Genomic DNA, 18,156 nt, shown 5'->3' on the forward strand with positions numbered 1-18,156 from the left:
ACGGCGCTTTGCTTCCTTCAGCCTGTCATTCACTGTTGCGAGCTGCTGCTCAAGAGCTAGTTCGTGTCGGGTGAGGCTCGCCAAAAAGTGTGGCCATTTCTGTGGCCATTTCTGTGGCCATTATGGACACAATCGAGCGTTCCGCAACGCTACCTAGTTCAGTAGCCATTGCTAGAAACGTTTTGAGGGACTGGCTTTGACCGAATTTCTAGTCAGGGGCTGAATTCTCGATTTACGCCCAGCGGTCCATGATTTGCTGCACCACCACCCGCTGCATCAGCACCTGAAGCACTACCACCAAAGGAAGGGCCAGCAGCACGCCCGGAAGTCCGAGAAGAGCACCAAGGCTGAGCTGAGCCGTTAGGGCCACCGTTGGTAGCAGATTCACGGTTTTGCGCAGCAGTAGTGGTGTGAGCAGAAATGCCTCCAGGTTCTGCAGCACCAGCCGGAACACCAGAACCGACAGCATCAATTGCGGCGAATGCAGCAGGGCCAATCCCGTGGGCAGCAGCGTTGCCGCCGTAGGCCCGATGGTCGGCACGAACGTGAGCAGGCCACAAATCAGAGCACTCAACAGGGCCAGGGGGGCCTTCAGCAGTAACAAGCCCCCCCAGGTGAGCAGGAACACGGTGGTGGCGGAGAGGGTCATGCCACTAAGCCACCCCCCCAGCGCTTGCCTGCATTCATCGAGCAGGTGTTCCATCCGCTCCCGGGCTGGTCGGGGCGTCATGGCCACCACCATGCGCCGGTGGGCGCTTGGATCCAAGGCCAGCAGGATCGCGAGCAGCACCATCAAGAACGGTTGAATCAGCGAGTTCGCTGCACCTCCTGCGAACCCAAGCAATGGCTGAAGTCCTTTCAAATTGAGGCCCTCCCCAAAAGCGTCATTCAGCTGCGCAAGGCGTGGCTCACTGCTCAGCAGGTCGGACACCTTGCTGACCAACTGCGGCAGATCCCGTCCCAGTTGCTGAAACTGGCTGATCAGTTCCGGCACCAGCAGTTGCCCTAGCAGCCCCCCGGCCAAGAGCGAAATCCCCAGTACGGCCGCCAAAGCCTGGGGACGCTCCAGTGGGGTTCGCTTCTGAACCTGAACAATCAGCACATCCAGGGCTACGGCTACCACCACGGCGCCAAAGAGCACCAGCAGCACCCAACGCAGGTGCCAGAGCAACAGCACCAGCACCACCAAGGTGAGTGCAATGAGAAACGTGCCGGCGGTCATCGAACCGGCTCCAGGCGTTTCCAGCGATCCAACACATCGTGGATCACGACTTCACGGATGATCACCTGCAGCACCACCGCCAAAGGCAGCGCCATCAGCAGGCCGAGGGGGCCAAACAGGAGTGTGAACAGGAACTGAGCCGCCAGAGTCAATCCGGGCAGCAGCTTCACCTGGTGGTGCATCACCGATGGTGTGATCACGTAACTCTCGATGTTCTGGATCACCACGTAGGCACCCAGCACCGCAGCGGCCTTCCAGGGGGCATCCAACAGAGCCACCGCCATCGGGAAGATCGTGCTCATGGTTGGCCCCACATTGGGGATCACGTTCAATAGCCCTGCAAGAAGTGCATTGGCCAGAACGAGCTTCACGCCCAACAGCGTTAACGCAATGCTGCAAAGCACAAACACGGCCAGGGAGCTGATCAGCACACCCACCATCCAGCTGCTCAAGGCAGCACCGCACTGATCCAGGATGCGACGCCCCCGGCGTCGGTAGAAGGAGGGAATCAACTGCAGGCCAACATTCCGATAGGCCTGGGGCTGAATGCTGATCATCAGAGCCACCGCCACCACGAACAACAGCCGCAGGACGCCGTTGCCGAGGTTGCCTGCCAAACCGAGCAGACCCAGCACGCCACTGCCCACACCAGCGGCGAGGGATGAACTGTCGGGCACAAGTTGGCGTGGACCGTTCAGGCCCAGTTGATCCAGGTCGGGGAATGCATCGGCCCCATAGATGGCCTCACTGATGCTGTCGATCCAACCGAGTCCCAGCCGCACCAGGGTCTGACCCGCTTCGGGCAGCTTCTGCAACAGCAGTGCGAATTCCTCGAGAAATGGGGGGACAACAACACCTGCCGCACCGGCGACCAACAACAACAATCCAACGATGCAGAGCAGCAGGGCCAGGGGCCTTTGCATCGGCCGCCGCTCGCGAAGAATGCCCACCAAGGTGCACAAAGCCATGGCCAGAACCACTGCCGCAAAGATCAGCAGCAGCAGCTCACGCAGCGACCACAGCAGGACGATGGCTGCGATGAAGGCTGTCAGTAACAGCCACTGGGGCAGTCTCAAGCTTGTTGGTCGTCGGCCCCTTCAGTCTGATTGGAATCCTGGCTTTGTGAATAACCCAAGCCATTGGCATCGGCGTAGCGCTGGGCGAAGCGCATGAACCGCTCGAAGTCCTGTTCGGACTTCCACGAGTAAACGGCTTCAAGGGCACTGGCGGTGCCATTCACGAATTTGCCATTCACTTCGCGGGTGACCATTTCGCCTTCTTCATCCACCATCCACATTCCGGTGATGTCACCCATGGTTTCGGGAGCAATCGCAGCAGGCTGCTCGAAACGGAAGGTGGCTTGACCGGTGCGGCCGTCGCGGCTGCGGGTCAGACGGATGTCGGGCACCACCGGCTCGTTGACTCCCCGAAAGAACTGAATCGCCGCTTTGCTCATGCCGTTCTCGAACCGTCGATGGGGAGGGATCCTAATCGGGGATTTCAACAAACCCGCCGACGATCAAGGTCTCGGCGGCTTGATCAGCGCTGAGCCCTGAGAGATCGATCGTGTCGCGTTTGGGCGATCGCGCCAGTTCATGGTCGTAACAGCGGTCGTAGTAATCGAGCGTGGCGCGGCAGGCGGTGGCCCAGTCTTCCCTGGCAATCGCTTCCAGGGCTTCCTTGGTGCGCTGGGGCCCCAGGCGACGGCTGATCCGTTCGGTCGCCTCAGCCAGAGCGGCTCCCCCCTGGTGGCCGTACACCTGCACCAATTGGTTCACCCGTTCCCCGAGGTCGCGCTGAATCTCCAGCACAGGGGCCTCTTGCATCTGATCGAAAAGGGCCTTGGGAATTCGGCAGCGGCCCACCTGGATGCTTTCCGCTTCCAACCAGATGGCTGAGGCCCCACGGCGTTGGTGTTGATCCAGGGCCTCAGCCAATTGGTTTTCGTAGTGCTCGGTGCTGGGTTGATCCGGCAGACCCAGACCGCCGAAACTGCTGCCGCGGTGGTTGGCCAGCCCTTCCAGATCAACCACGGCTGCACCGCGCGCGGCCATGGCCAACAGCAGATCGGTTTTCCCTGTTCCCGTTCGGCCTCCCATCACGCGAAGGGGCCAGATCTGCTCAAAGCGGCTTTGGGCCCAGCGCCGATAGCTCTTGTAGCCCCCCTGAAGGAGCCTTGGCTTGAGATCGATCTGCTGGGCAAGCCAGGCCACGCTGGCCGATCGCATTCCGCCCCGCCAGCAGTAGATCCGTGGTTCCCCCTGCTGCCGCAGGTTGTCCAATTGGTGGGCCAGGCTGCTGAGCTTGGGGCCGGTGAGTTCAAGCCCCAGGTGAATCGCTGGTGTGCGTCCCTGCTGCTTGTAAGCGGTGCCCACTGCGGCACGTTCCTCATCGTTGAACAGCGGCACGTTGATGGCGCCAGGCCAGTGCCCCTTTTCAAATTCGCTGGGGCTGCGAACGTCCACCAGTGGACCTTTCAGCTCGCGAAGCTGCTGGATCTCGATTGAACCTGTTTCGCCCATGCCTGACATAGTGGCCAACACCGAGCCAGTTGGGGCCGGTTGCCACTCATGCTCTCCGGTTCCACACCCGCCACCAAACTCAGCGTTGATCAGCTGCTGGATCGTTTCGCGAAGGGAACACCTCGCCAGCGACGTCCGCTGATCAAGCAGATCGAAACCCGCGCCGACGAGTTGGCTGCGGTGGGTCCAGACCTTCTGTCTGGCTTTGACCCCGCCGGTGATGACTGGGCTGCAGGTTGGATCTTGCAGGTGTTGCAGCGCCACCATCCCGATGCAGTCACCGCTCTCATCGCGTCGTCCGATCGAGGCTGGTTGACCACTGATTCCGGGGTTGGCCTGGATTATGGACCGCTGCAGCAGGAGCTGCTCGATCAGAACTTTGAAGAGGCGGATCGCGTCACCAGCCAGTGCCTGCGTGAATTGGCCGGTGATGCCGCCGTGAAACGGGGCTACGTCTATTTCACAGAAGTTGCGCCGATGTCAGGCGTTGATCTGGTCAGTCTTGATCGCCTCTGGACGGTCTATTCCCAAGGTCGCTTCGGCTTCACAGCCCAGTCCCAGTTGCTGTCAGCCCTCGATGGGCGTTACGAACGCCTTTGGCCCCGGATTGGCTGGAAATGTGATGGCGTCTGGACGCGTTATCCCGGTGCCTTCACCTGGTCGATCGATGCTCCAGAAGGGCACATGCCGTTGATCAATCAGCTCCGTGGCGTTCGCCTGATGGATTCCCTCTTGAATCATCCGGCACTTGTGGCCCGCAGATCCTGACGGGGCTTCCCATCAACGGTAAGTTCGAAACACCGACGTCAACGGGCCAAACTGTGCCGTCCAAGAGGTTTCGCTGGGCTGAGTTCACCTTGCAGTCGACCTTGCAGCTGGCTCCTCTGCTGGAGCTGCTGACCGAGCCCGTCGGTTGTGTTCTCACCAGTCAGCGGATTGAGCTGGGGTTGCATGAAGCCCTGGTCAATGCCGTTCGCCATGGCAATGCCGAGAACCCCGCCAAGAAGCTCCGTGTTCGCCGCATCCTCACGCCCAACTGGATGGTCTGGCAGGTTCAGGATGAGGGTTGCGGTCTCCCACAACAGTCCCGCACAGCCACCCTGCCGCCGGCTCTCGATGCTCCCAGCGGACGTGGGTTGTTCCTGATCCATCAATGTTTTGATGATGTGCGCTGGAGCCGCCGGGGGAATCGCCTGCAGCTGGCCTGCCGTCGGCCCGTCAGTGACGCGGACAGCCCGGATCCTTCAGCTCTCCTTTGAACCACCCCAGTGCCTGCTGGGTCAGGTTCTCCACGTCGGCGCTGTCCCCTTGGCGGAGCAGTTGCACCATCGCTGCTGCTAGTAACTCAGCTCCACGCCGCTGTCGGTTGCTCTTCAGCTGATGCCAGTCGCGATCGCCGATGCGGAGCAACTGGTGCAGTTCTTCCGCCTTGGCTGTAGCGGAGTCGGGCCATGGGGCGTCAGGTGAAGTCATACCTGAATCATCAGATCGATCTAGTTTCGGTTGATGTGGGTGCAATGGCGTGGAACAGCGCAAAGGTCAACTACGCGTTCGTGAACTGCGTTGGTTGCACCATGCCTCACTGCTGGTGTTGCAAGGGCAATGTCAGGCCCATGCCCGGTCGGGTGTTGCGGCGCGGCGATGGCTGCAGCGCCGCAAACTTGCTGCGAATCTGATCACGCAACGGCCTGTGGGCTGGGACTTCTCCCCCGTGTCTGGTGAGCGCTCTTGAGATCCTTACGCTTCGGTGGAGCCGGCTTTGCCTTGGCCTGGCTGCTGGCGCAGCTTTGAACGCATCAGAAGATCAGGCCACCCGTTGGCGATGGGCCTGGTCAACCACTACCAGCGAATTCGAGGCCGGTGCCGATTCCTTCGTGGGTGTAACCCCCGCGGGCAGTGCCATGTCCTGACCGCGAAGCCAGGCATTGTGCAGGGCTCGCCTGCGGCGATCTTCAGACAACACCAAACGATCGGCTGCAGCCTGAGGACTTTCCCCAGGCATCACGGCCGTGCGCAGGCAGATACCGAACCCATCGGCTTCGACCTGCACATGGCCTTCCATAAGCACCACCTGGAATGTCCAGCCCTGAAGCCAACGCAGCCGGAAGGGATTGGTCATGACGTTCCCTTCGGGAATCAGCACACCCTATGGCTCGCAGCCGTTCGTGCAAGGGACGCTGTCAGGGAATCCAAGGGAATCCCCTCAGCTGGCCTCTGGGATGGGTTTGCGTGCCGACCAGACCCGCGTCATGAAGTGGGTTTCCGCGGTGATGCCTTCGAACCCTGCAGCTGAGAGGCGGGCGTCGATGTCGTCGCCGATGTAGTCGCGGTAGTAAGGCTCATGGAAGACGCGCCTGAAGTTCTCCATCACGGAGGCGAACTTGGCTGAATCAGCCATCTGCACAGAGTCGGCAAGCACGAACACACCACCGGGTTCAAGCACCCGCCAGGCCTCGTTGAGAACGTTCTGGCGGGCATCCGCCGGAAGTTCGTGCAGCAGGAACACACTGGTGACGGCCTGAACCGATTCATCAGCCAAGGGCAGTGATTCCCCGTTGGCACGGATCAGCTGAACCAGCGATGCATCGCCGTCATTTAGCCAGCGGTTGGCTTGACGCAGGTACGACTCGGAGAGATCGGTTCCGATCAGTTGCGCGTGGGGAACGGCGGCGCGGATCTGCTGCAGGGTCCGGCCGGTGCCGGTAGCCACATCGAGAATCTTGAGGGAACCCGGAGCACGGTCTGCGAAGTGCTTCAAGCCGCGTTTCAGGGGGGCCAAAACCCTGCGTCGCATGGCATCGGCGGTGCCATTGAAGAGGATCTCCACCTGCAGGTCGTAAAGACCAGCCGAATGGTCACTCAGGTAGCCATCGGTTTGATGGTGAAAATTCTGGAGGTAGTACTCGGGGTAGAGCGCTTTTTCGGTTTCCTTGGGCAGATCCCGCACATTGCGTTCGCGGCGTCGATCCCAGGTGGAGGGAAGATCCATCCAAACCTGCGGGTAGCGGCTGACCCAGTCGAGCCAGGGTGCATCAAACAACAACTGCTCGGGGTAGATCCCCTGTTCGGCGTCCTGCCAGTCCTGTTCCTGGAGTTTCCTCATATCCAGCTGCAGCTCTCCAAGAACTTCGGCGGACACGGGCTCGGTTTTCGGCACCGCATCCGGCGCCAACAGCTCCATCAGCTTGGTGCTCAGCTCCTTGTGGGCCAGGCCCGCGATGCTTTTGCCTTGCTGAAGCGTTTGGTACGCAAGCTTGCTCAGGGGCGTTGACGCCATCGCGGATTCAGACAACGACCCCATTCCAACGAATGAGGCGCACAATCGCGTGGCCAGCAGTCCACAAAAAAACCCGCCTCCTTGGAGGCGGGTCGTGGGATGCACGGGCGCTGATCAAGCGTCGTAGTACATGGTGAATTCGTGGGGGTGAGGCCGCTGGCGCAGCTGCTGCACCTCCTCGTACTTCAGGTCGATCCAGTTGTCGATGAAGTCGTCGCTGAACACACCGCCAGCGGTGAGGAAGCCGCGATCGGCATTCAACGCTTCCAGTGCACCGTTGAGGGATGCGGGGACCGTAGCGATCTTGGACAGCTCCTCAGCTGCCAGTTCGAACAGGTCGCGATCTTCACCATCGCCGGGATCGATCTGGTTCTTGATGCCGTCCAGACCAGCCATCATCATGGCGCTGAAGGCCAGATAGGGGTTGGCGAGGGCATCGCCGGAACGGAACTCGAGGCGCTTGGCCTTAGGGCTCGGGCCGGTGAGCGGGATCCGCACGGCGGCAGAGCGGTTGCCCTCGGAGTAGACGAGGTTCACCGGGGCTTCGAAACCGGGCACCAGACGCTTGTAGCTGTTGGTGGTGGGGTTGGTGAAGGCCAGGAAGGCGGGGGCGTGCTTGAGGATGCCGCCGATGTACCAGCGGGCCGTCTGCGAGAGGTTGGCGTAGGTGCCTTCGCCGAAGAACAGGGGCTGACCGCCTTTCCAGAGGCTTTGGTGCACGTGCATGCCGGAGCCGTTGTCGTTGAAGACCGGCTTGGGCATGAAGGTGGCCGTTTTGCCGTACTTCTTGGCAACGTTGCGCACGACGTACTTGTAAGTCATCACGTTGTCGGCGGCCTGGATCAGCTCAGCAAATTTCATGCCGAGTTCGTGCTGACCCGCGCCTGCCACCTCGTGGTGGTGCTTCTCGGTGGGAATGCCCAGCTGACCCATCAGCAGGAGCATTTCAGAGCGAATGTCCTGGGCGGTGTCGTTGGGAGCGACAGGGAAGTAGCCCTCCTTCTCCTGAATCTTGTAGGCGAGGTTGCCGCCTTCTTCGATCCGTCCGGTGTTCCAGCCCGCTTCGATCGTGTCGACGCTGTAGAAGGAGCCCCCTTCAGCCGAGTTGTAGCGGACGTCGTCGAAGAGGAAGAACTCCGGCTCAGGACCGAAGAAGGCCATGTCGGCCAGGCCGGTGCTGGCCAGATGATTCAGTGCCCGCTGGGCCAGGGCACGGGGGCAGCGCTCGTAGGGCTGGCCGGTGCGTGGCTCCTGAATCGAGCAGATCATGCTCAGGGTTTTGTGCCGGTAGAAGGGGTCCACCCAGGCCGTGTTGGCGTCCGGCACCATGGCCATGTCAGAGGCCTGGATGCCTTTCCAGCCGCGGATGGATGAACCGTCAAAAGCCAGGCCCTCCGTGAAGGATGCTTCCTCCAGCAGATCGGTGCACACCGTCAGGTGCTGCCACTTGCCGTGCAGATCGGTGAATTTGAGGTCGATCAGTTCGATGCCTTCGTCCTTGATCTGGCGCAGGACGTCCTGGGGGGATTTCGACATAAGAAGGGACTGCTCGACTGAATTGTGCAGTGATGTGACCGTATACAGCCACAAGTCACCATTTTGTATCAAGAGGTACGTTTCAGCTGCTGGAAGGCGACTGCGTAACCGTTTCTGTCAACTTGGCTGAAATGCAGGCATGCCAAAGGATCTGCCCGCCTCAACGGTGTTAGCTTCTGCTGGGGATCCTCTGGAGATTCAGGGACATGCGCGATGCAATCAGCGGTCTGATCGGTCGTTACGACCAGCTGGGTCGCTATTTCGACCGCCCGGCGATCGACAGCATCAATGTGTATCTGGATGAATCCGCGCTGCGGATTCAGGCCGTAGAGCTGATCAATGGATCCTCGGCCGATATTGTGCGTGAGGCCAGCCAGCGCCTGTTCCGGGATGAACCCGACCTGTTGCTGCCTGGCGGCAACGCCTACACCACCCGTCGGCTCGCCGCCTGCCTGCGGGATATGGACTATTTCCTGCGTTACGCCAGCTACGCCCTGGTGGCAGGTGACTCCACGATCCTCAATGAGCGTGTGCTGAACGGACTCGACGACACCTACAAGAGTCTCGGCGTTCCCACCGGCCCAACGGTCCGCAGCATCGTTCTGCTGGGAGAGGTTGTTTCCGAGATGCTTCTGGCCAACGGTGCTGCATCCGATCAGCTCGCCACCGTTCTTCAGCCGTTTGATCACCTGGCCAAGGGCCTGGGTGAAACCAATGTGCGCCAGCGCTGATCCAGCACGCTCAACGCAAGATCTGAACAGATTGCAATCAAGCCTCCCTCACCCCTTCCAAGGGGCGTGACTGCGTAGGCTCAACGCTTGAACAAATGAACAGGGCTTTGGCGACGACGAACTCACTCCTATCTGTTGACGATCGTCACCGCAAAGCCTTTGCACCGATCGGCACACCCGACCGCCTCCTGCTTGGACCAGGCCCCTCCAACGCCCATCCAACAGTTCTGAAGGCTCTGTCGCGAACCCCGATTGGTCACCTTGATCCTCTCTATGTGGATCTGATGGGCGAAGTGCAGGAACTGCTGCGTTACGCCTGGCAAACGGATAACCGCCTCACGCTTCCGATGAGCGGCACCGGCAGTGCTGCCATGGAGGCAACCATTGCCAACACCGTCGAGCCTGGAGACACCGTTCTGGTGGCGGTGAAGGGATATTTCGGCCTGCGACTGGCTGACATGGCCGGCCGCTATCGCGCTGAGGTGAAGACCATTGAAAAGCCCTGGGGTGAGTGGTTTTCCCTCGATGAGCTGGAAGCTGCCCTGATTGAGCACAAGCCTGTCATCCTGGCGATGGTCCATGCAGAAACCTCAACGGGTGTCTGCCAACCCATGGAGGGCATCGGCGACCTCTGCCGGAAGCATGATTGCCTTCTGCTGCTCGACACCGTCACCTCTCTGGGGGGCGTTCCGCTCTACATCGATGAGTGGAAAGTCGATCTCGCCTACAGCTGCAGCCAGAAGGGCCTGAGCTGCCCTCCCGGGCTCGGACCCTTCACCATGGGCCCCCGTGCCGAGGCCAAGATGACAGCCCGTCAGGGCAAGGTGCCCAACTGGTATCTGGACGTTTCCTTGTTGAACCAGTACTGGGGCAGCGACCGCGTCTACCACCACACCGCGCCGGTCAACATGAACTTCGGCATGCGTGAGGCCCTGCGTCTCCTGGCTGAAGAAGGTCTTGACCAAGCCTGGGCACGCCATCGCAGCAATGCGGAGATGCTCTGGAACGGGCTGGAAAGTCTCGGCCTTTCGATGCATGTGCCGGCCGAGCGGCGACTGCCCACCCTCACCACAGTTCGCATCCCTGAAGGTGTGGATGGCAAGGCCTTCAGTCAGCACCTGCTCAACAACCACGGCATTGAAGTTGGTGGTGGACTCGGCAGCCTGGCCGGCAAAATCTGGCGCATCGGCCTGATGGGGTACAACTCCACCCCTGAAAACGTGAACCGTCTGCTCAACCTGTTTGAGACAGAGCTGCCTCGCTTCAGCGGTTCCGTCGCCGCCGCCGCCTGAACCAGCGTTCCAGCTGCTCCCTCGCGTCGGGTTCGCGCACGCCCTGAATCACCTTCATGTGGTGATGGGCACTGGCATGAGTGGAGAGGTCAAGGCTTCCCCCCAGGCCACCGCGCTTGGGATCTGATGCCGCAAAAATCACGGTTCCCATGCGGGCCTGCACCAAGGCTCCCGCACACATGGGGCAGGGTTCGAGGGTCACGATCAGGGTGCAGTTGTTGAATCTCCAGTCGTCCTGAACGATCGCTGCCTGTTGCAAGGCCACCAGTTCGGCATGCCCGAGGGGATCCCTGTCGTTCTGTCGCCTGTTCCGTCCATGGCCGATGGCCCGGCCCTGTCCATCCAGGATCACTGCGGCCACCGGAACTTCTCCTTCTGCTCCAGCTTCCTCCGCGCGCTGGAGCAGAACATCCATCCAGCGAGTGAACTCATCCCGCTGATCCACTGCTGTTCCACGTTGTCCTTTGAGCACCATCCCACGAGACGCGAAGATCGGTGCAGTTCACGGGTCTCCGTTGCAAGCCTGTTCCGAGTCTCAGCACCCACCGGATCGGCTTGCTCCGTTCGCCATCCCCTCGGCCGAAGACCCGGTGCTGAAGAACTTCCTGCATCGCAGTTCGGATCTGCTCTGCCGTTGGATCGGCTCCGCTGATCGATCAAGCCCGGTCCCCGTCATGCGGCCCTTGCCTGACGTGGCACCAGGGCTTGATGGGGCCAGCATTGAATCGCTGCTCAGTGATCTTCAGCAGGTGATGGATGGGGCGTATCAGCCGTCCCATCCCGGTGCTCTGGCCCATCTCGATCCGCCCCCGCTGACCGCGTCCATTGCGGCGGAAATGGTCTGTGCAGGTCTCAACAACAACCTCCTGGCCGAGGAGCTTTCGCCTGGTCTGACCGGCCTGGAACATGACCTCTGCCGCTGGTTCTGCCACAGGATTGGCCTGCCCGCCGGTTCCGGGGGGGTACTGGCCAGCGGCGGGACCCTGAGCAATCTCATGGCCCTGGTGGCCGCACGGGCGGCGTTGAAGACCAGCCATCGGGATCCTGTGCTGCTGTGCAGCCAAGACGCTCACGTCTCGATCAACAAGGCGGCAAAGGTGATGGGGCTGGCGGATGATGCCCTTCAGACGCTGCCCGTGGCCGCGGATGGTGGCCTTTGTCTCGAGGCTTTGGCTAAGCGTTTGAGAGCTCTGCAAGCGGCGGGGCGGCCTTGTCTGGCGGTGGTGGCCACGGCCGGCACCACGGTGCGTGGAGCCATTGATCCTCTCTCGGATCTGGCAACCCTCTGCCGTGATGCTGGGGTCTGGTTGCACGTTGATGCGGCCATCGGCGGTGTGTTCGCCCTCACGGCCCGCCATGCCTCTCTGATGGATGGCATGGAATCTGCCGATTCGATCACGCTGAATCCCCAGAAATTGCTGGGCATCACCAAGGCGTCATCCCTGCTGTTGCTTCGGGATCGAACCCATCTGCGTCAGGCCTTTTCAACAGGATTGCCCTACATGGAGGCGCCCAGGGGGATGGATCACGGAGGTGAGATCGGCTTGCAGGGCACCCGACCTGCAGAGATCCTCAAGCTTTGGCTGGGCCTGCGCCAGTTGGGCGAGGCGGGCATCGAAGCAACGCTCAGCGGAGCTTTGCAACGGCGAACCGCCTTCGCAGCCCAATTGGACCCGGAGAAGTTCACGTTGCTGGCGGGTGAACTGCACCTGCTGGCCTTTCATTACAAACATGGAGACGCTGCTGCAGCAGGCCGTTGGAGTGAAGACACCCGGCAAATGCTGCTGTCTCACGGCTACATGCTGTCGCGACCGTTCTACGGCGACCGTTTCTGCCTCAAGGCGGTTTTTGGAAACCCCCACACCACGGCTCAGCACCTCAGCGACCTGTCGGGACGACTGAATAAATCGCTGGCTCCAGCCTGATCGTTCACAATCGCCATCGTTCGAGATGCTCCGATGCCGGAACAGCAGCAGGGTTCACGCTGGGTTGCCATCGTCACCGGGGCGATCTCCGTGGCGATTGGTGTGCTCTATCTGCTTCTGATCACCGTTCTGGATGCCCGGGGGCCGATGCTTCCCCCTCCTGCTGAGGCCCTGGCCGGGGGGGAAGACGTCCCGCCGCAGACTGCTGAAGCGGTTCAACCACTTGCCGCATGGCACTGGCCAGAAAGCGCTGCAGTGAGAGTTCCCGTCGGTTGAGCTCAAAGGCCTGTTGAACCACGGTCTGCATGCCACCGTCACCCCAGTCCTGGTCCTGTTCGAAGTAGCGCATGAAACTGCTTCCGGCGATTCGGGTGAGCCATGCGGTCACCACCCCCTGGAGCACCTGCCCCAGCACCAGAGTGGGCAAGCTCAGGCTCAGGCTGGTTCCCAGCAAGCTCATGGCACCTTTGACGATGCCCAACTTGCCCAGGGTCTGTCCAAGGGACAGGGCCAGATCCTTGGCGCGATCACGGGACATCTCGACCCCGTAGATCTTGGCCATCTCCAGGATCATCTGGGCATTCACCGCTGCGGTGCTCAACAGATCCACCCCTGGCACCGGATTGGCAGCGACAATCCCCGCTCCCATCCAGCTGTAGCGGTCAATGCAGCGTTTGGCTTCCCGAGACCGCTGGTCGTTCAGCAGGTCACGCCCGCGGCTGTCGAGGGATCGGCACTGCAGAAGGATGTTGTCGGCAATCAATTCCTCCCCCTCGGCGTGCAGCACAACGGCGAGGCGCTGCAGCAGATCGCTGACGTCAGGCAGCGGCTGCAGCGGGCGACGGCCGGGTTGAGGAATCGATTGAGGAGAGGCGCTGCAGGCCACCACATCAGCAGCGTTGAGCTGTCCCTGGCAACGGGAGCGAAGCACCTGCAGGAGCCTTTTCTCCTCGTCAACTCCGCGTAAATCCCGCTTGTTCAGCACCAGGAGCAGCCGCTTGCCGAGCCCGGCGAGCGAGGTCACGACGGCGTATTCCGAGGCTCTGAGGTCCCCATCCACCACCACGATCAAAAGATCGGCACGAACCGCCCGACGACGGGCTGTTTCCTCCCGGCTGAGTCCTTCGTCTCCGGCTTCCAGGATTCCTGGGGTGTCCACGAGCTGAAGACCACGCTCCAGGCCTTTCAAACGCAGCCGGTAGGCGCGGCTGGTTTTGGTCACGCCCATGGGCGCTCCCACTTCGCCGACCATTTCATTGAGCAGTGCACGGATCAGCGATGTCTTGCCACTGGATCCAGTGCCGAACACCACAACCACCAGATCGCCTCGCTTCAGTTCCTCGGCGACCCGGTCGCGTTCGTTCTGAAGGCTGCGGCGACTGATGTCGTCCTGAATGCGTTCGATCAGACGATCCACATGGCCGAGGCTGGTGGTCGCGGCATCCCGCCGGTTCTGTGGAGCCGGGGTGGCTTGGCGTGGTTGTTGGCTTGGGCGTGATTTCAGGCGTTTCCACATCGGCCAACCCACCTGCACCGCCAGGGCGGCCATCAGCGCGAACCCCAGCAGCAGCACCGGCGTGAGCAACCAGGGAGGCAGGAAGTAACTCAGATCCCACAGCAGGCTGCGGATGGTCTGAACGGCAGCGCCGATCAGCACGAGTGCCACAAAGGCAACGGCGAGACCGATCAGCAACCGGGTTTGGCGTTTCATGCCTGCGTCACACCAGCCTCAGGGCAAGTTTGGGTCAGCCACGGCTGTTGTCACGGAGGCTGTTGTCACGGAGGCTGCTGTCCCCCCGGCGGGTCCAGAGGTCGATGGCAAAGCAGAGAACGGCGAGATTGATGGCGACATCCGCCCCGTTGAAGATCGGGAAATCGATCGGTTCGAGGGCCAGAAAATCCACCACGTGGCCCAGACGCCAACGGTCGATCCCATTGCCCACGGTTCCACCTAGAAGCGCCGCTGCGGCGAGGGCCTGCCAGAACGGCAGCACCCGTTCATGCCAGATCCAGAGGATCAGCCCGATGCCCACCCCCAAGCTGAGCAGCCCAAGCAGGGCAGTGGAGCCCTGCAGAACACTGAAGGCCGCGCCGGTGTTGTGCACCAATTGCAGCGAGAGCAGATGTGGCAGCAGGGGTAGGGATTGACCCTCTCGCAAAACGCTCGAGGCCGCCGCCTTGCTCAGCTGATCCACCACCACGATCACTAGGGCAATCACCAGGGTTGAGCGACGTGGAAGTGGTCTCGTCATGGCTCGATGATCAGCAACCGACGCAGCACAATTGAAAGGAATCCTGCACCGATGCAGAGCAGCATCTGAGCCGGTAGCGGACCGATTGAAAACTGCATCAGCAGCTCGGGAAAATCAAGGCTCCATCGCCCAAGCAGTGCCCCGAGGGCGAGATTCAGCATCCCGCAGATCTGGAGAACGAGCAGCCCTGCCAGGGCACAGAGCGACTGTCTGGGCAGGTCATCCATGCCGTCCTGCTGCGCCAGTCGACCGGTGAGCCAGGCTGCGGGCACGAAGCCCGCGAGGTAGCCGAAACCCGGTTCAAGCACGTAGTTCAGCCCTCCACCGCCATGGAACACCGGCAGACTGAACAATCCCAGGCTCAGATAGCCAACAGCGGCCATCACGCCGGCACGCGGGCCACTGACCATGGCGCAGAGAAGCAGCGCTGGCACCTGCCACGTGACCGGCAGGGGGAGAAGGATCGGCTCGGGAGCAGGCAGGAACAACGCGGCCGGCACAAGACCACCGATGAGGATGGCCAGCAGACCCGCCAGGGCACCACACCAGGAGGCGAGAGCCCTCACATCACTCACTCAACTCGGCCCATCCTGCTCGACAATGCAGATCCTGCCCAGTCCAGATGTCGGTATCGATTGGTGATCAGCTGCGCCTGTCGCAGCAGCTTCCGTACCTCAAGTCGGCGGATCCGATGCCGATGCTGCGGCCGCCGGATCTGGTGGCCGCCGGTGAAGTAGGCGAAGTGGTTGCACTTCATCCGATGGACACGGTTGCTGTGCGTTTTCGCCGGGGCACGTTTCTGATCCCCCTCGATCGGCTGGATCCGGTGGATGCAGCTGAGGTGGACTAAGCAGCGTCCCGCCGATCCCAGCGTCGTTCGAGCTGCTTCAGTGCAGCGGAGGTTCCGCACAGGCTGAGTCGTGGTTCCCTCAGCCAACGTTGGGCGGCATGGAGCACATCCGTCGGTGTCAGTTCCGCAAGAGCCCGCACACAGCGCTGGTCATGATCGTCGGGGAGCCCTTGGGCCTTCAGCTGAACCCGTCGCTCTGCCCGTTGGGAGCAGGTCTGCAGGCCCTGGGCGAGCTGACCGATGTACTTGGCCCGTGCGAGCTCGAGTGCGGCTTCACTGAGGGGTTGCTCACTCAGCTCGTCCCAGATGTTCAGCAGCAAGTCCAGCGCGAGCTCTGAGCGCTCCTCCACGCTCGAGGCCATCAGCACAAAGGGCGCCGGTCCTGCCAGGGCAGGGAAGTGGGCGGCCACGTCGTAGGCCACGCCATGGTCTTCCCGCAGGCGCTGGAACAGCAGGCTAGACATCCCCACGCCCAGATGGCACTGCAACAGTCGCAACGCCAGTTCATCCGGGTGTCCATGCCCCAGCGTCGCCTGCCCAAGCATCAGAACCACCTGTTCGGTGTCCATCGCTTCGAGCTGGATCGTTTCGGTTCCTACCGCTTCGGCGTAGGGACGGCGGCCTGAGCGATCGTTGCCGCTCCCTTCTGGCCAGTCGCGAAAGTCATCAAGGGAGCCAATCGTGTCGATGATTTGCGGTGGGACGCTGCCCGCCAGGGCGAGAACGCTCGATGCCCTCGGTAGCCGCTCGGCCAGGGGGAGAAGTGCTTCCCGATCCAGATCATCCAGCTCTTCAGCGATGCCCATCGGGTCGTGGCCGTAGCCCCCGTTGCCATAGGTCAGCTGCCGCCATCCGGTCGTGGCGCAATGGAAGGGATCCTCCCGCTGCCGTTGCAAGGCCTGAATTGTGAGCGAAAGTTCAAGGGCCACCTGGCCAGGCTCAAGCCGGGGGGAACGAACCATCTGGGCCAGCAGGGGCAGGAGCTGTTCCGCGTCTTCCACCGTGCAGCGCAGGCTCAGCACGAGCGCATCTTCCTGGGCATCGCAGCGCAGATCTGCTCCGCATCCCTCAACAAGGTCCGCCAGGTCAACGTGGTTGTGTCGTCCACAGCCGCGGCTGAGCAGAGATGCCAGCAGGTCATGGGCACCCCGTGTTTCTGCAGGGTCGTCGGCGCTGCCGAAAGGAAGCAGCAGTTTCGCGGCCAGAATCCCCGGGCTTGAGACCGGTTCGATCAGCAGTTCGGGGTTGCTCATCCGTCTTTCGTCTTTGCCTGGGCGGTCAGCACAAACGCCTGTTCGGGTTGAAGCCTTGGGAACAGGTCTGAGCGAAGCCGCTCGGCCGTCCATGGCGGCAGGAAAGCAAGAGGATGGAGCAGATCCTGCTGCCGGTCCCAGAGGGTCTGGCTGGCGCTGAGCCCAGACACCTGGCCCGTCGATTCCAAGGCATAGCGCAGTCCGTTGCTCACCAGCTGCTGGCCCCGTTTCAGCTCCTGATCGCTGACGAGCTCTTCCGCCATGGCGCGCAGCTGCAGGTTCACCTCGTCTTCCACAGCCTCCAGATGCTCGTCTGGACAGATCACCTCCAGCGTGATCAGGCTTCCCTGCTCCAGAACCGAGAGGTCCATCGACACGCTTTCAACGATCTGCAGTTCCTCCCTCAAGCGGTTCACGAGACGACTGCGTCGTCCTTCCCCCAGCAGGGTTGTGGCGAGATCAGCGGCCATCACGCCTGTTTGATCCTGGGCCCGTGGAGCTTCCCAGAGCATCAGCAGTCGGGCGGATTCGAGCCGGTCCACAACAACGCTTTCGCGTCCAGGACGCACGCTCAGTGGCGATGACGGTGATGAGGGCTCAGGCGCATCCAGGAGGTCCGCCAGAGCCGAGGAACCCAGGGCACTGCGCAGCTCCGCTGACGAAGGCCCGGCCATCGCCAGACAGCAGTTGGAACCGCGGTACTGCCGCTGATGAAACGCCCGCATGGCCTCGGGCGTCATGGCCTCCAGGCTGCGGGGGGTACCCAGGATGGGTCGGCCGTAGGGGTGCTGGTCACAGCCCTTGCTCAACAGCAGTTGCAGCACCTGCTCATTGGGTTGATCGGCGTATTGAGCGATCTCTTCAAGCACCACCCCCCGTTCCGTGTTGAACCCGTCAGGCTCGAGGCTTGGCTGCAACACCAGTTCCAACAACAGATCCAACGCTTCGCGGGCTCGATCCGGGGGTGTCAGCACGTGGAAGTGAACGTCATCAAAGCCTGTGGCGGCATTGCTGCTGCCCCCCAGAGCTTCGATGGCTTCATCGAATTCCCCTGCGGCCAGCCGCTCATTTCCCTTGAACACCATGTGCTCCAGGAAATGGGCCATGCCCTCTTCCCCTGGCTGCTCACTGGCACTGCCGGCACGGCACCAGAGATCGAGACAGGTCAGGGGTGCATCCGGCATGTCCGCCGTCACGCAGCGCACTCCGTTGGGAAGGGTCCAATGGTCCAGTGGGGGACCGGAGAACGGAAGGTTCAGAACTGCGTGGCAAAGTTCCATTCTGTGCCTGCCCCTT

General features: G+C 61.7%; 21 protein-coding genes. 7 read left to right on the plus strand and 14 right to left on the minus strand.

From position 1 onward, the window contains the following. Nucleotides 1–232 precede the first annotated feature (232 nt). The 4 genes from DXY33_RS08600 to mnmH are packed head-to-tail and all read right to left on the minus strand — an operon-like array spanning nt 233 to nt 3,753. Complete coding sequence (locus tag DXY33_RS08600; RefSeq protein WP_115132535.1) at nt 233–1,222, minus strand: AI-2E family transporter; 990 nt, start codon at nt 1,220–1,222, stop codon at nt 233–235. Then, nucleotides 1,219–2,298, minus strand: coding sequence for an AI-2E family transporter (locus DXY33_RS08605; protein ID WP_115132536.1), 1,080 nt, complete (start codon nt 2,296–2,298; stop codon nt 1,219–1,221). Before DXY33_RS08605 ends, DXY33_RS08600 begins: the two co-directional genes overlap by 4 nt. After that, complete coding sequence (gene psb28, locus DXY33_RS08610) at nt 2,295–2,678, minus strand: photosystem II reaction center protein Psb28 (protein WP_025362320.1); 384 nt, start codon at nt 2,676–2,678, stop codon at nt 2,295–2,297. The genes DXY33_RS08605 and psb28 overlap by 4 nt, the downstream gene beginning before the upstream one ends. A 31-nt stretch (nt 2,679–2,709) precedes the next feature. Continuing rightward, nucleotides 2,710–3,753, minus strand: coding sequence for a tRNA 2-selenouridine(34) synthase MnmH (gene mnmH / locus DXY33_RS08615; RefSeq protein WP_115132537.1), 1,044 nt, complete (start codon nt 3,751–3,753; stop codon nt 2,710–2,712). Nucleotides 3,754–3,792: 39 nt separating this feature from the next. Here mnmH and DXY33_RS08620 point away from each other — a divergent pair, with 39 nt between their 5' ends. Next, complete coding sequence (locus tag DXY33_RS08620) at nt 3,793–4,512, plus strand: GUN4 domain-containing protein (protein ID WP_115132538.1); 720 nt, start codon at nt 3,793–3,795, stop codon at nt 4,510–4,512. Between the two features lie 53 nt (nt 4,513–4,565). Next, entirely contained in the window at nt 4,566–5,003 is a 438-nt protein-coding gene (locus DXY33_RS08625; RefSeq protein ID WP_115132539.1) for an ATP-binding protein, read from the plus strand. Here the strand turns inward: DXY33_RS08625 and DXY33_RS08630 are convergent. Further along, a complete protein-coding gene (locus DXY33_RS08630; RefSeq protein WP_114989049.1) occupies nt 4,963–5,217 on the minus strand; it encodes a DUF6439 family protein in 255 nt (84 codons plus the stop codon). The genes DXY33_RS08625 and DXY33_RS08630 overlap by 41 nt on opposite strands. Before the next feature lie 49 nt (nt 5,218–5,266). Here DXY33_RS08630 and DXY33_RS08635 point away from each other — a divergent pair, with 49 nt between their 5' ends. Further along, nucleotides 5,267–5,476, plus strand: a complete 210-nt coding sequence (locus DXY33_RS08635; protein ID WP_244275966.1) for a hypothetical protein — start codon at nt 5,267–5,269, stop codon at nt 5,474–5,476. Between the two features lie 72 nt (nt 5,477–5,548). Here the strand turns inward: DXY33_RS08635 and DXY33_RS08640 are convergent, their stop codons facing one another. The 3 genes from DXY33_RS08640 to glnA all read right to left on the minus strand — a co-directional run bounded on the left by DXY33_RS08640 (nt 5,549) and on the right by glnA (nt 8,557). Beyond that, nucleotides 5,549–5,863: a copper-binding protein gene (locus DXY33_RS08640; protein ID WP_115132540.1), complete on the minus strand. Its 315-nt coding sequence runs from the start codon at nt 5,861–5,863 to the stop codon at nt 5,549–5,551. A gap of 84 nt (nt 5,864–5,947) precedes the next feature. Beyond that, nucleotides 5,948–7,021 (minus strand): class I SAM-dependent methyltransferase, encoded by a 1,074-nt coding sequence (locus tag DXY33_RS08645; RefSeq protein ID WP_115132541.1) that lies wholly within the window; start codon nt 7,019–7,021, stop codon nt 5,948–5,950. A gap of 114 nt (nt 7,022–7,135) precedes the next feature. Continuing rightward, nucleotides 7,136–8,557 (minus strand): type I glutamate--ammonia ligase, encoded by a 1,422-nt coding sequence (gene glnA, locus DXY33_RS08650; protein WP_115132542.1) that lies wholly within the window; start codon nt 8,555–8,557, stop codon nt 7,136–7,138. 206 nt (nt 8,558–8,763) lie between these two features. Between glnA and DXY33_RS08655 the strand changes: the two genes are divergently transcribed. Further along, a complete protein-coding gene (locus tag DXY33_RS08655) occupies nt 8,764–9,288 on the plus strand; it encodes an allophycocyanin subunit beta (RefSeq protein WP_115132543.1) in 525 nt (174 codons plus the stop codon). Between the two features lie 95 nt (nt 9,289–9,383). After that, nucleotides 9,384–10,580: an alanine--glyoxylate aminotransferase family protein gene (locus DXY33_RS08660; RefSeq protein ID WP_115132544.1), complete on the plus strand. Its 1,197-nt coding sequence runs from the start codon at nt 9,384–9,386 to the stop codon at nt 10,578–10,580. On the opposite strand, the gene DXY33_RS08665 is transcribed toward DXY33_RS08660, so the two are convergent. Beyond that, nucleotides 10,552–11,055, minus strand: coding sequence for a nucleoside deaminase (locus tag DXY33_RS08665; RefSeq protein WP_115132545.1), 504 nt, complete (start codon nt 11,053–11,055; stop codon nt 10,552–10,554). The two genes, DXY33_RS08660 and DXY33_RS08665, sit on opposite strands and share 29 nt — an antisense overlap. Before the next feature lie 40 nt (nt 11,056–11,095). Here DXY33_RS08665 and DXY33_RS08670 point away from each other — a divergent pair, with 40 nt between their 5' ends. Then, nucleotides 11,096–12,505, plus strand: coding sequence for an aminotransferase class V-fold PLP-dependent enzyme (locus DXY33_RS08670; RefSeq protein ID WP_115132546.1), 1,410 nt, complete (start codon nt 11,096–11,098; stop codon nt 12,503–12,505). A gap of 121 nt (nt 12,506–12,626) precedes the next feature. On the opposite strand, the gene DXY33_RS08675 is transcribed toward DXY33_RS08670, so the two are convergent. The 3 genes from DXY33_RS08675 to DXY33_RS08685 are packed head-to-tail and all read right to left on the minus strand — an operon-like array spanning nt 12,627 to nt 15,323. Then, nucleotides 12,627–14,216, minus strand: coding sequence for a YcjF family protein (locus DXY33_RS08675; RefSeq protein WP_115132547.1), 1,590 nt, complete (start codon nt 14,214–14,216; stop codon nt 12,627–12,629). Nucleotides 14,217–14,250: 34 nt separating this feature from the next. Continuing rightward, nucleotides 14,251–14,757, minus strand: a complete 507-nt coding sequence (lspA, locus tag DXY33_RS08680; protein WP_115132548.1) for a signal peptidase II — start codon at nt 14,755–14,757, stop codon at nt 14,251–14,253. Beyond that, nucleotides 14,754–15,323 carry a biotin transporter BioY gene (locus DXY33_RS08685; protein WP_115132809.1) on the minus strand — a complete coding sequence of 190 codons (570 nt, stop codon included), beginning with the start codon at nt 15,321–15,323 and terminating at the stop codon, nt 14,754–14,756. Before DXY33_RS08685 ends, lspA begins: the two co-directional genes overlap by 4 nt. A 56-nt stretch (nt 15,324–15,379) precedes the next feature. Here DXY33_RS08685 and DXY33_RS08690 point away from each other — a divergent pair, with 56 nt between their 5' ends. After that, the gene (locus DXY33_RS08690) at nt 15,380–15,607 is read left to right on the plus strand and encodes a DUF3148 domain-containing protein (protein ID WP_006849608.1); all 228 of its coding nucleotides are present in this window, start codon (nt 15,380–15,382) and stop codon (nt 15,605–15,607) included. Here DXY33_RS08690 and DXY33_RS08695 read toward each other — a convergent pair. Further along, nucleotides 15,604–16,860, minus strand: coding sequence for a pitrilysin family protein (locus DXY33_RS08695; protein ID WP_115132549.1), 1,257 nt, complete (start codon nt 16,858–16,860; stop codon nt 15,604–15,606). The genes DXY33_RS08690 and DXY33_RS08695 overlap by 4 nt on opposite strands. Further along, nucleotides 16,857–18,140 carry a pitrilysin family protein gene (locus tag DXY33_RS08700; RefSeq protein WP_115132550.1) on the minus strand — a complete coding sequence of 428 codons (1,284 nt, stop codon included), beginning with the start codon at nt 18,138–18,140 and terminating at the stop codon, nt 16,857–16,859. Before DXY33_RS08700 ends, DXY33_RS08695 begins: the two co-directional genes overlap by 4 nt. Nucleotides 18,141–18,156: the final 16 nt, after the last annotated feature.

The sequence above is a fragment of the Synechococcus sp. N26 genome, from assembly GCF_900473975.1.
Lineage (GTDB): Bacteria > Cyanobacteriota > Cyanobacteriia > PCC-6307 > Cyanobiaceae > Parasynechococcus.

What these genes read in the sequence shown, in the direction of transcription:
- DXY33_RS08600 (WP_115132535.1), bottom strand. Translation starts at nt 1,222, where the DNA reads ATGACCGCCGGCACGTTTCTCATTGCACTCACCTTGGTGGTGCTGGTG.
- psb28 (WP_025362320.1), bottom strand. Translation starts at nt 2,678, where the DNA reads ATGAGCAAAGCGGCGATTCAGTTCTTTCGGGGAGTCAACGAGCCGGTG.
- mnmH (WP_115132537.1), bottom strand. Translation starts at nt 3,753, where the DNA reads ATGTCAGGCATGGGCGAAACAGGTTCAATCGAGATCCAGCAGCTTCGC.
- DXY33_RS08620 (WP_115132538.1), top strand. Translation starts at nt 3,793, where the DNA reads ATGCTCTCCGGTTCCACACCCGCCACCAAACTCAGCGTTGATCAGCTG.
- DXY33_RS08630 (WP_114989049.1), bottom strand. Translation starts at nt 5,217, where the DNA reads ATGACTTCACCTGACGCCCCATGGCCCGACTCCGCTACAGCCAAGGCG.
- DXY33_RS08640 (WP_115132540.1), bottom strand. Translation starts at nt 5,863, where the DNA reads ATGACCAATCCCTTCCGGCTGCGTTGGCTTCAGGGCTGGACATTCCAG.
- DXY33_RS08645 (WP_115132541.1), bottom strand. Translation starts at nt 7,021, where the DNA reads ATGGCGTCAACGCCCCTGAGCAAGCTTGCGTACCAAACGCTTCAGCAA.
- glnA (WP_115132542.1), bottom strand. Translation starts at nt 8,557, where the DNA reads ATGTCGAAATCCCCCCAGGACGTCCTGCGCCAGATCAAGGACGAAGGC.
- DXY33_RS08655 (WP_115132543.1), top strand. Translation starts at nt 8,764, where the DNA reads ATGCGCGATGCAATCAGCGGTCTGATCGGTCGTTACGACCAGCTGGGT.
- DXY33_RS08660 (WP_115132544.1), top strand. Translation starts at nt 9,384, where the DNA reads ATGAACAGGGCTTTGGCGACGACGAACTCACTCCTATCTGTTGACGAT.
- DXY33_RS08665 (WP_115132545.1), bottom strand. Translation starts at nt 11,055, where the DNA reads ATGGTGCTCAAAGGACAACGTGGAACAGCAGTGGATCAGCGGGATGAG.
- DXY33_RS08675 (WP_115132547.1), bottom strand. Translation starts at nt 14,216, where the DNA reads ATGAAACGCCAAACCCGGTTGCTGATCGGTCTCGCCGTTGCCTTTGTG.
- lspA (WP_115132548.1), bottom strand. Translation starts at nt 14,757, where the DNA reads ATGACGAGACCACTTCCACGTCGCTCAACCCTGGTGATTGCCCTAGTG.
- DXY33_RS08690 (WP_006849608.1), top strand. Translation starts at nt 15,380, where the DNA reads ATGTCGGTATCGATTGGTGATCAGCTGCGCCTGTCGCAGCAGCTTCCG.
- DXY33_RS08695 (WP_115132549.1), bottom strand. Translation starts at nt 16,860, where the DNA reads ATGAGCAACCCCGAACTGCTGATCGAACCGGTCTCAAGCCCGGGGATT.
- DXY33_RS08700 (WP_115132550.1), bottom strand. Translation starts at nt 18,140, where the DNA reads ATGGAACTTTGCCACGCAGTTCTGAACCTTCCGTTCTCCGGTCCCCCA.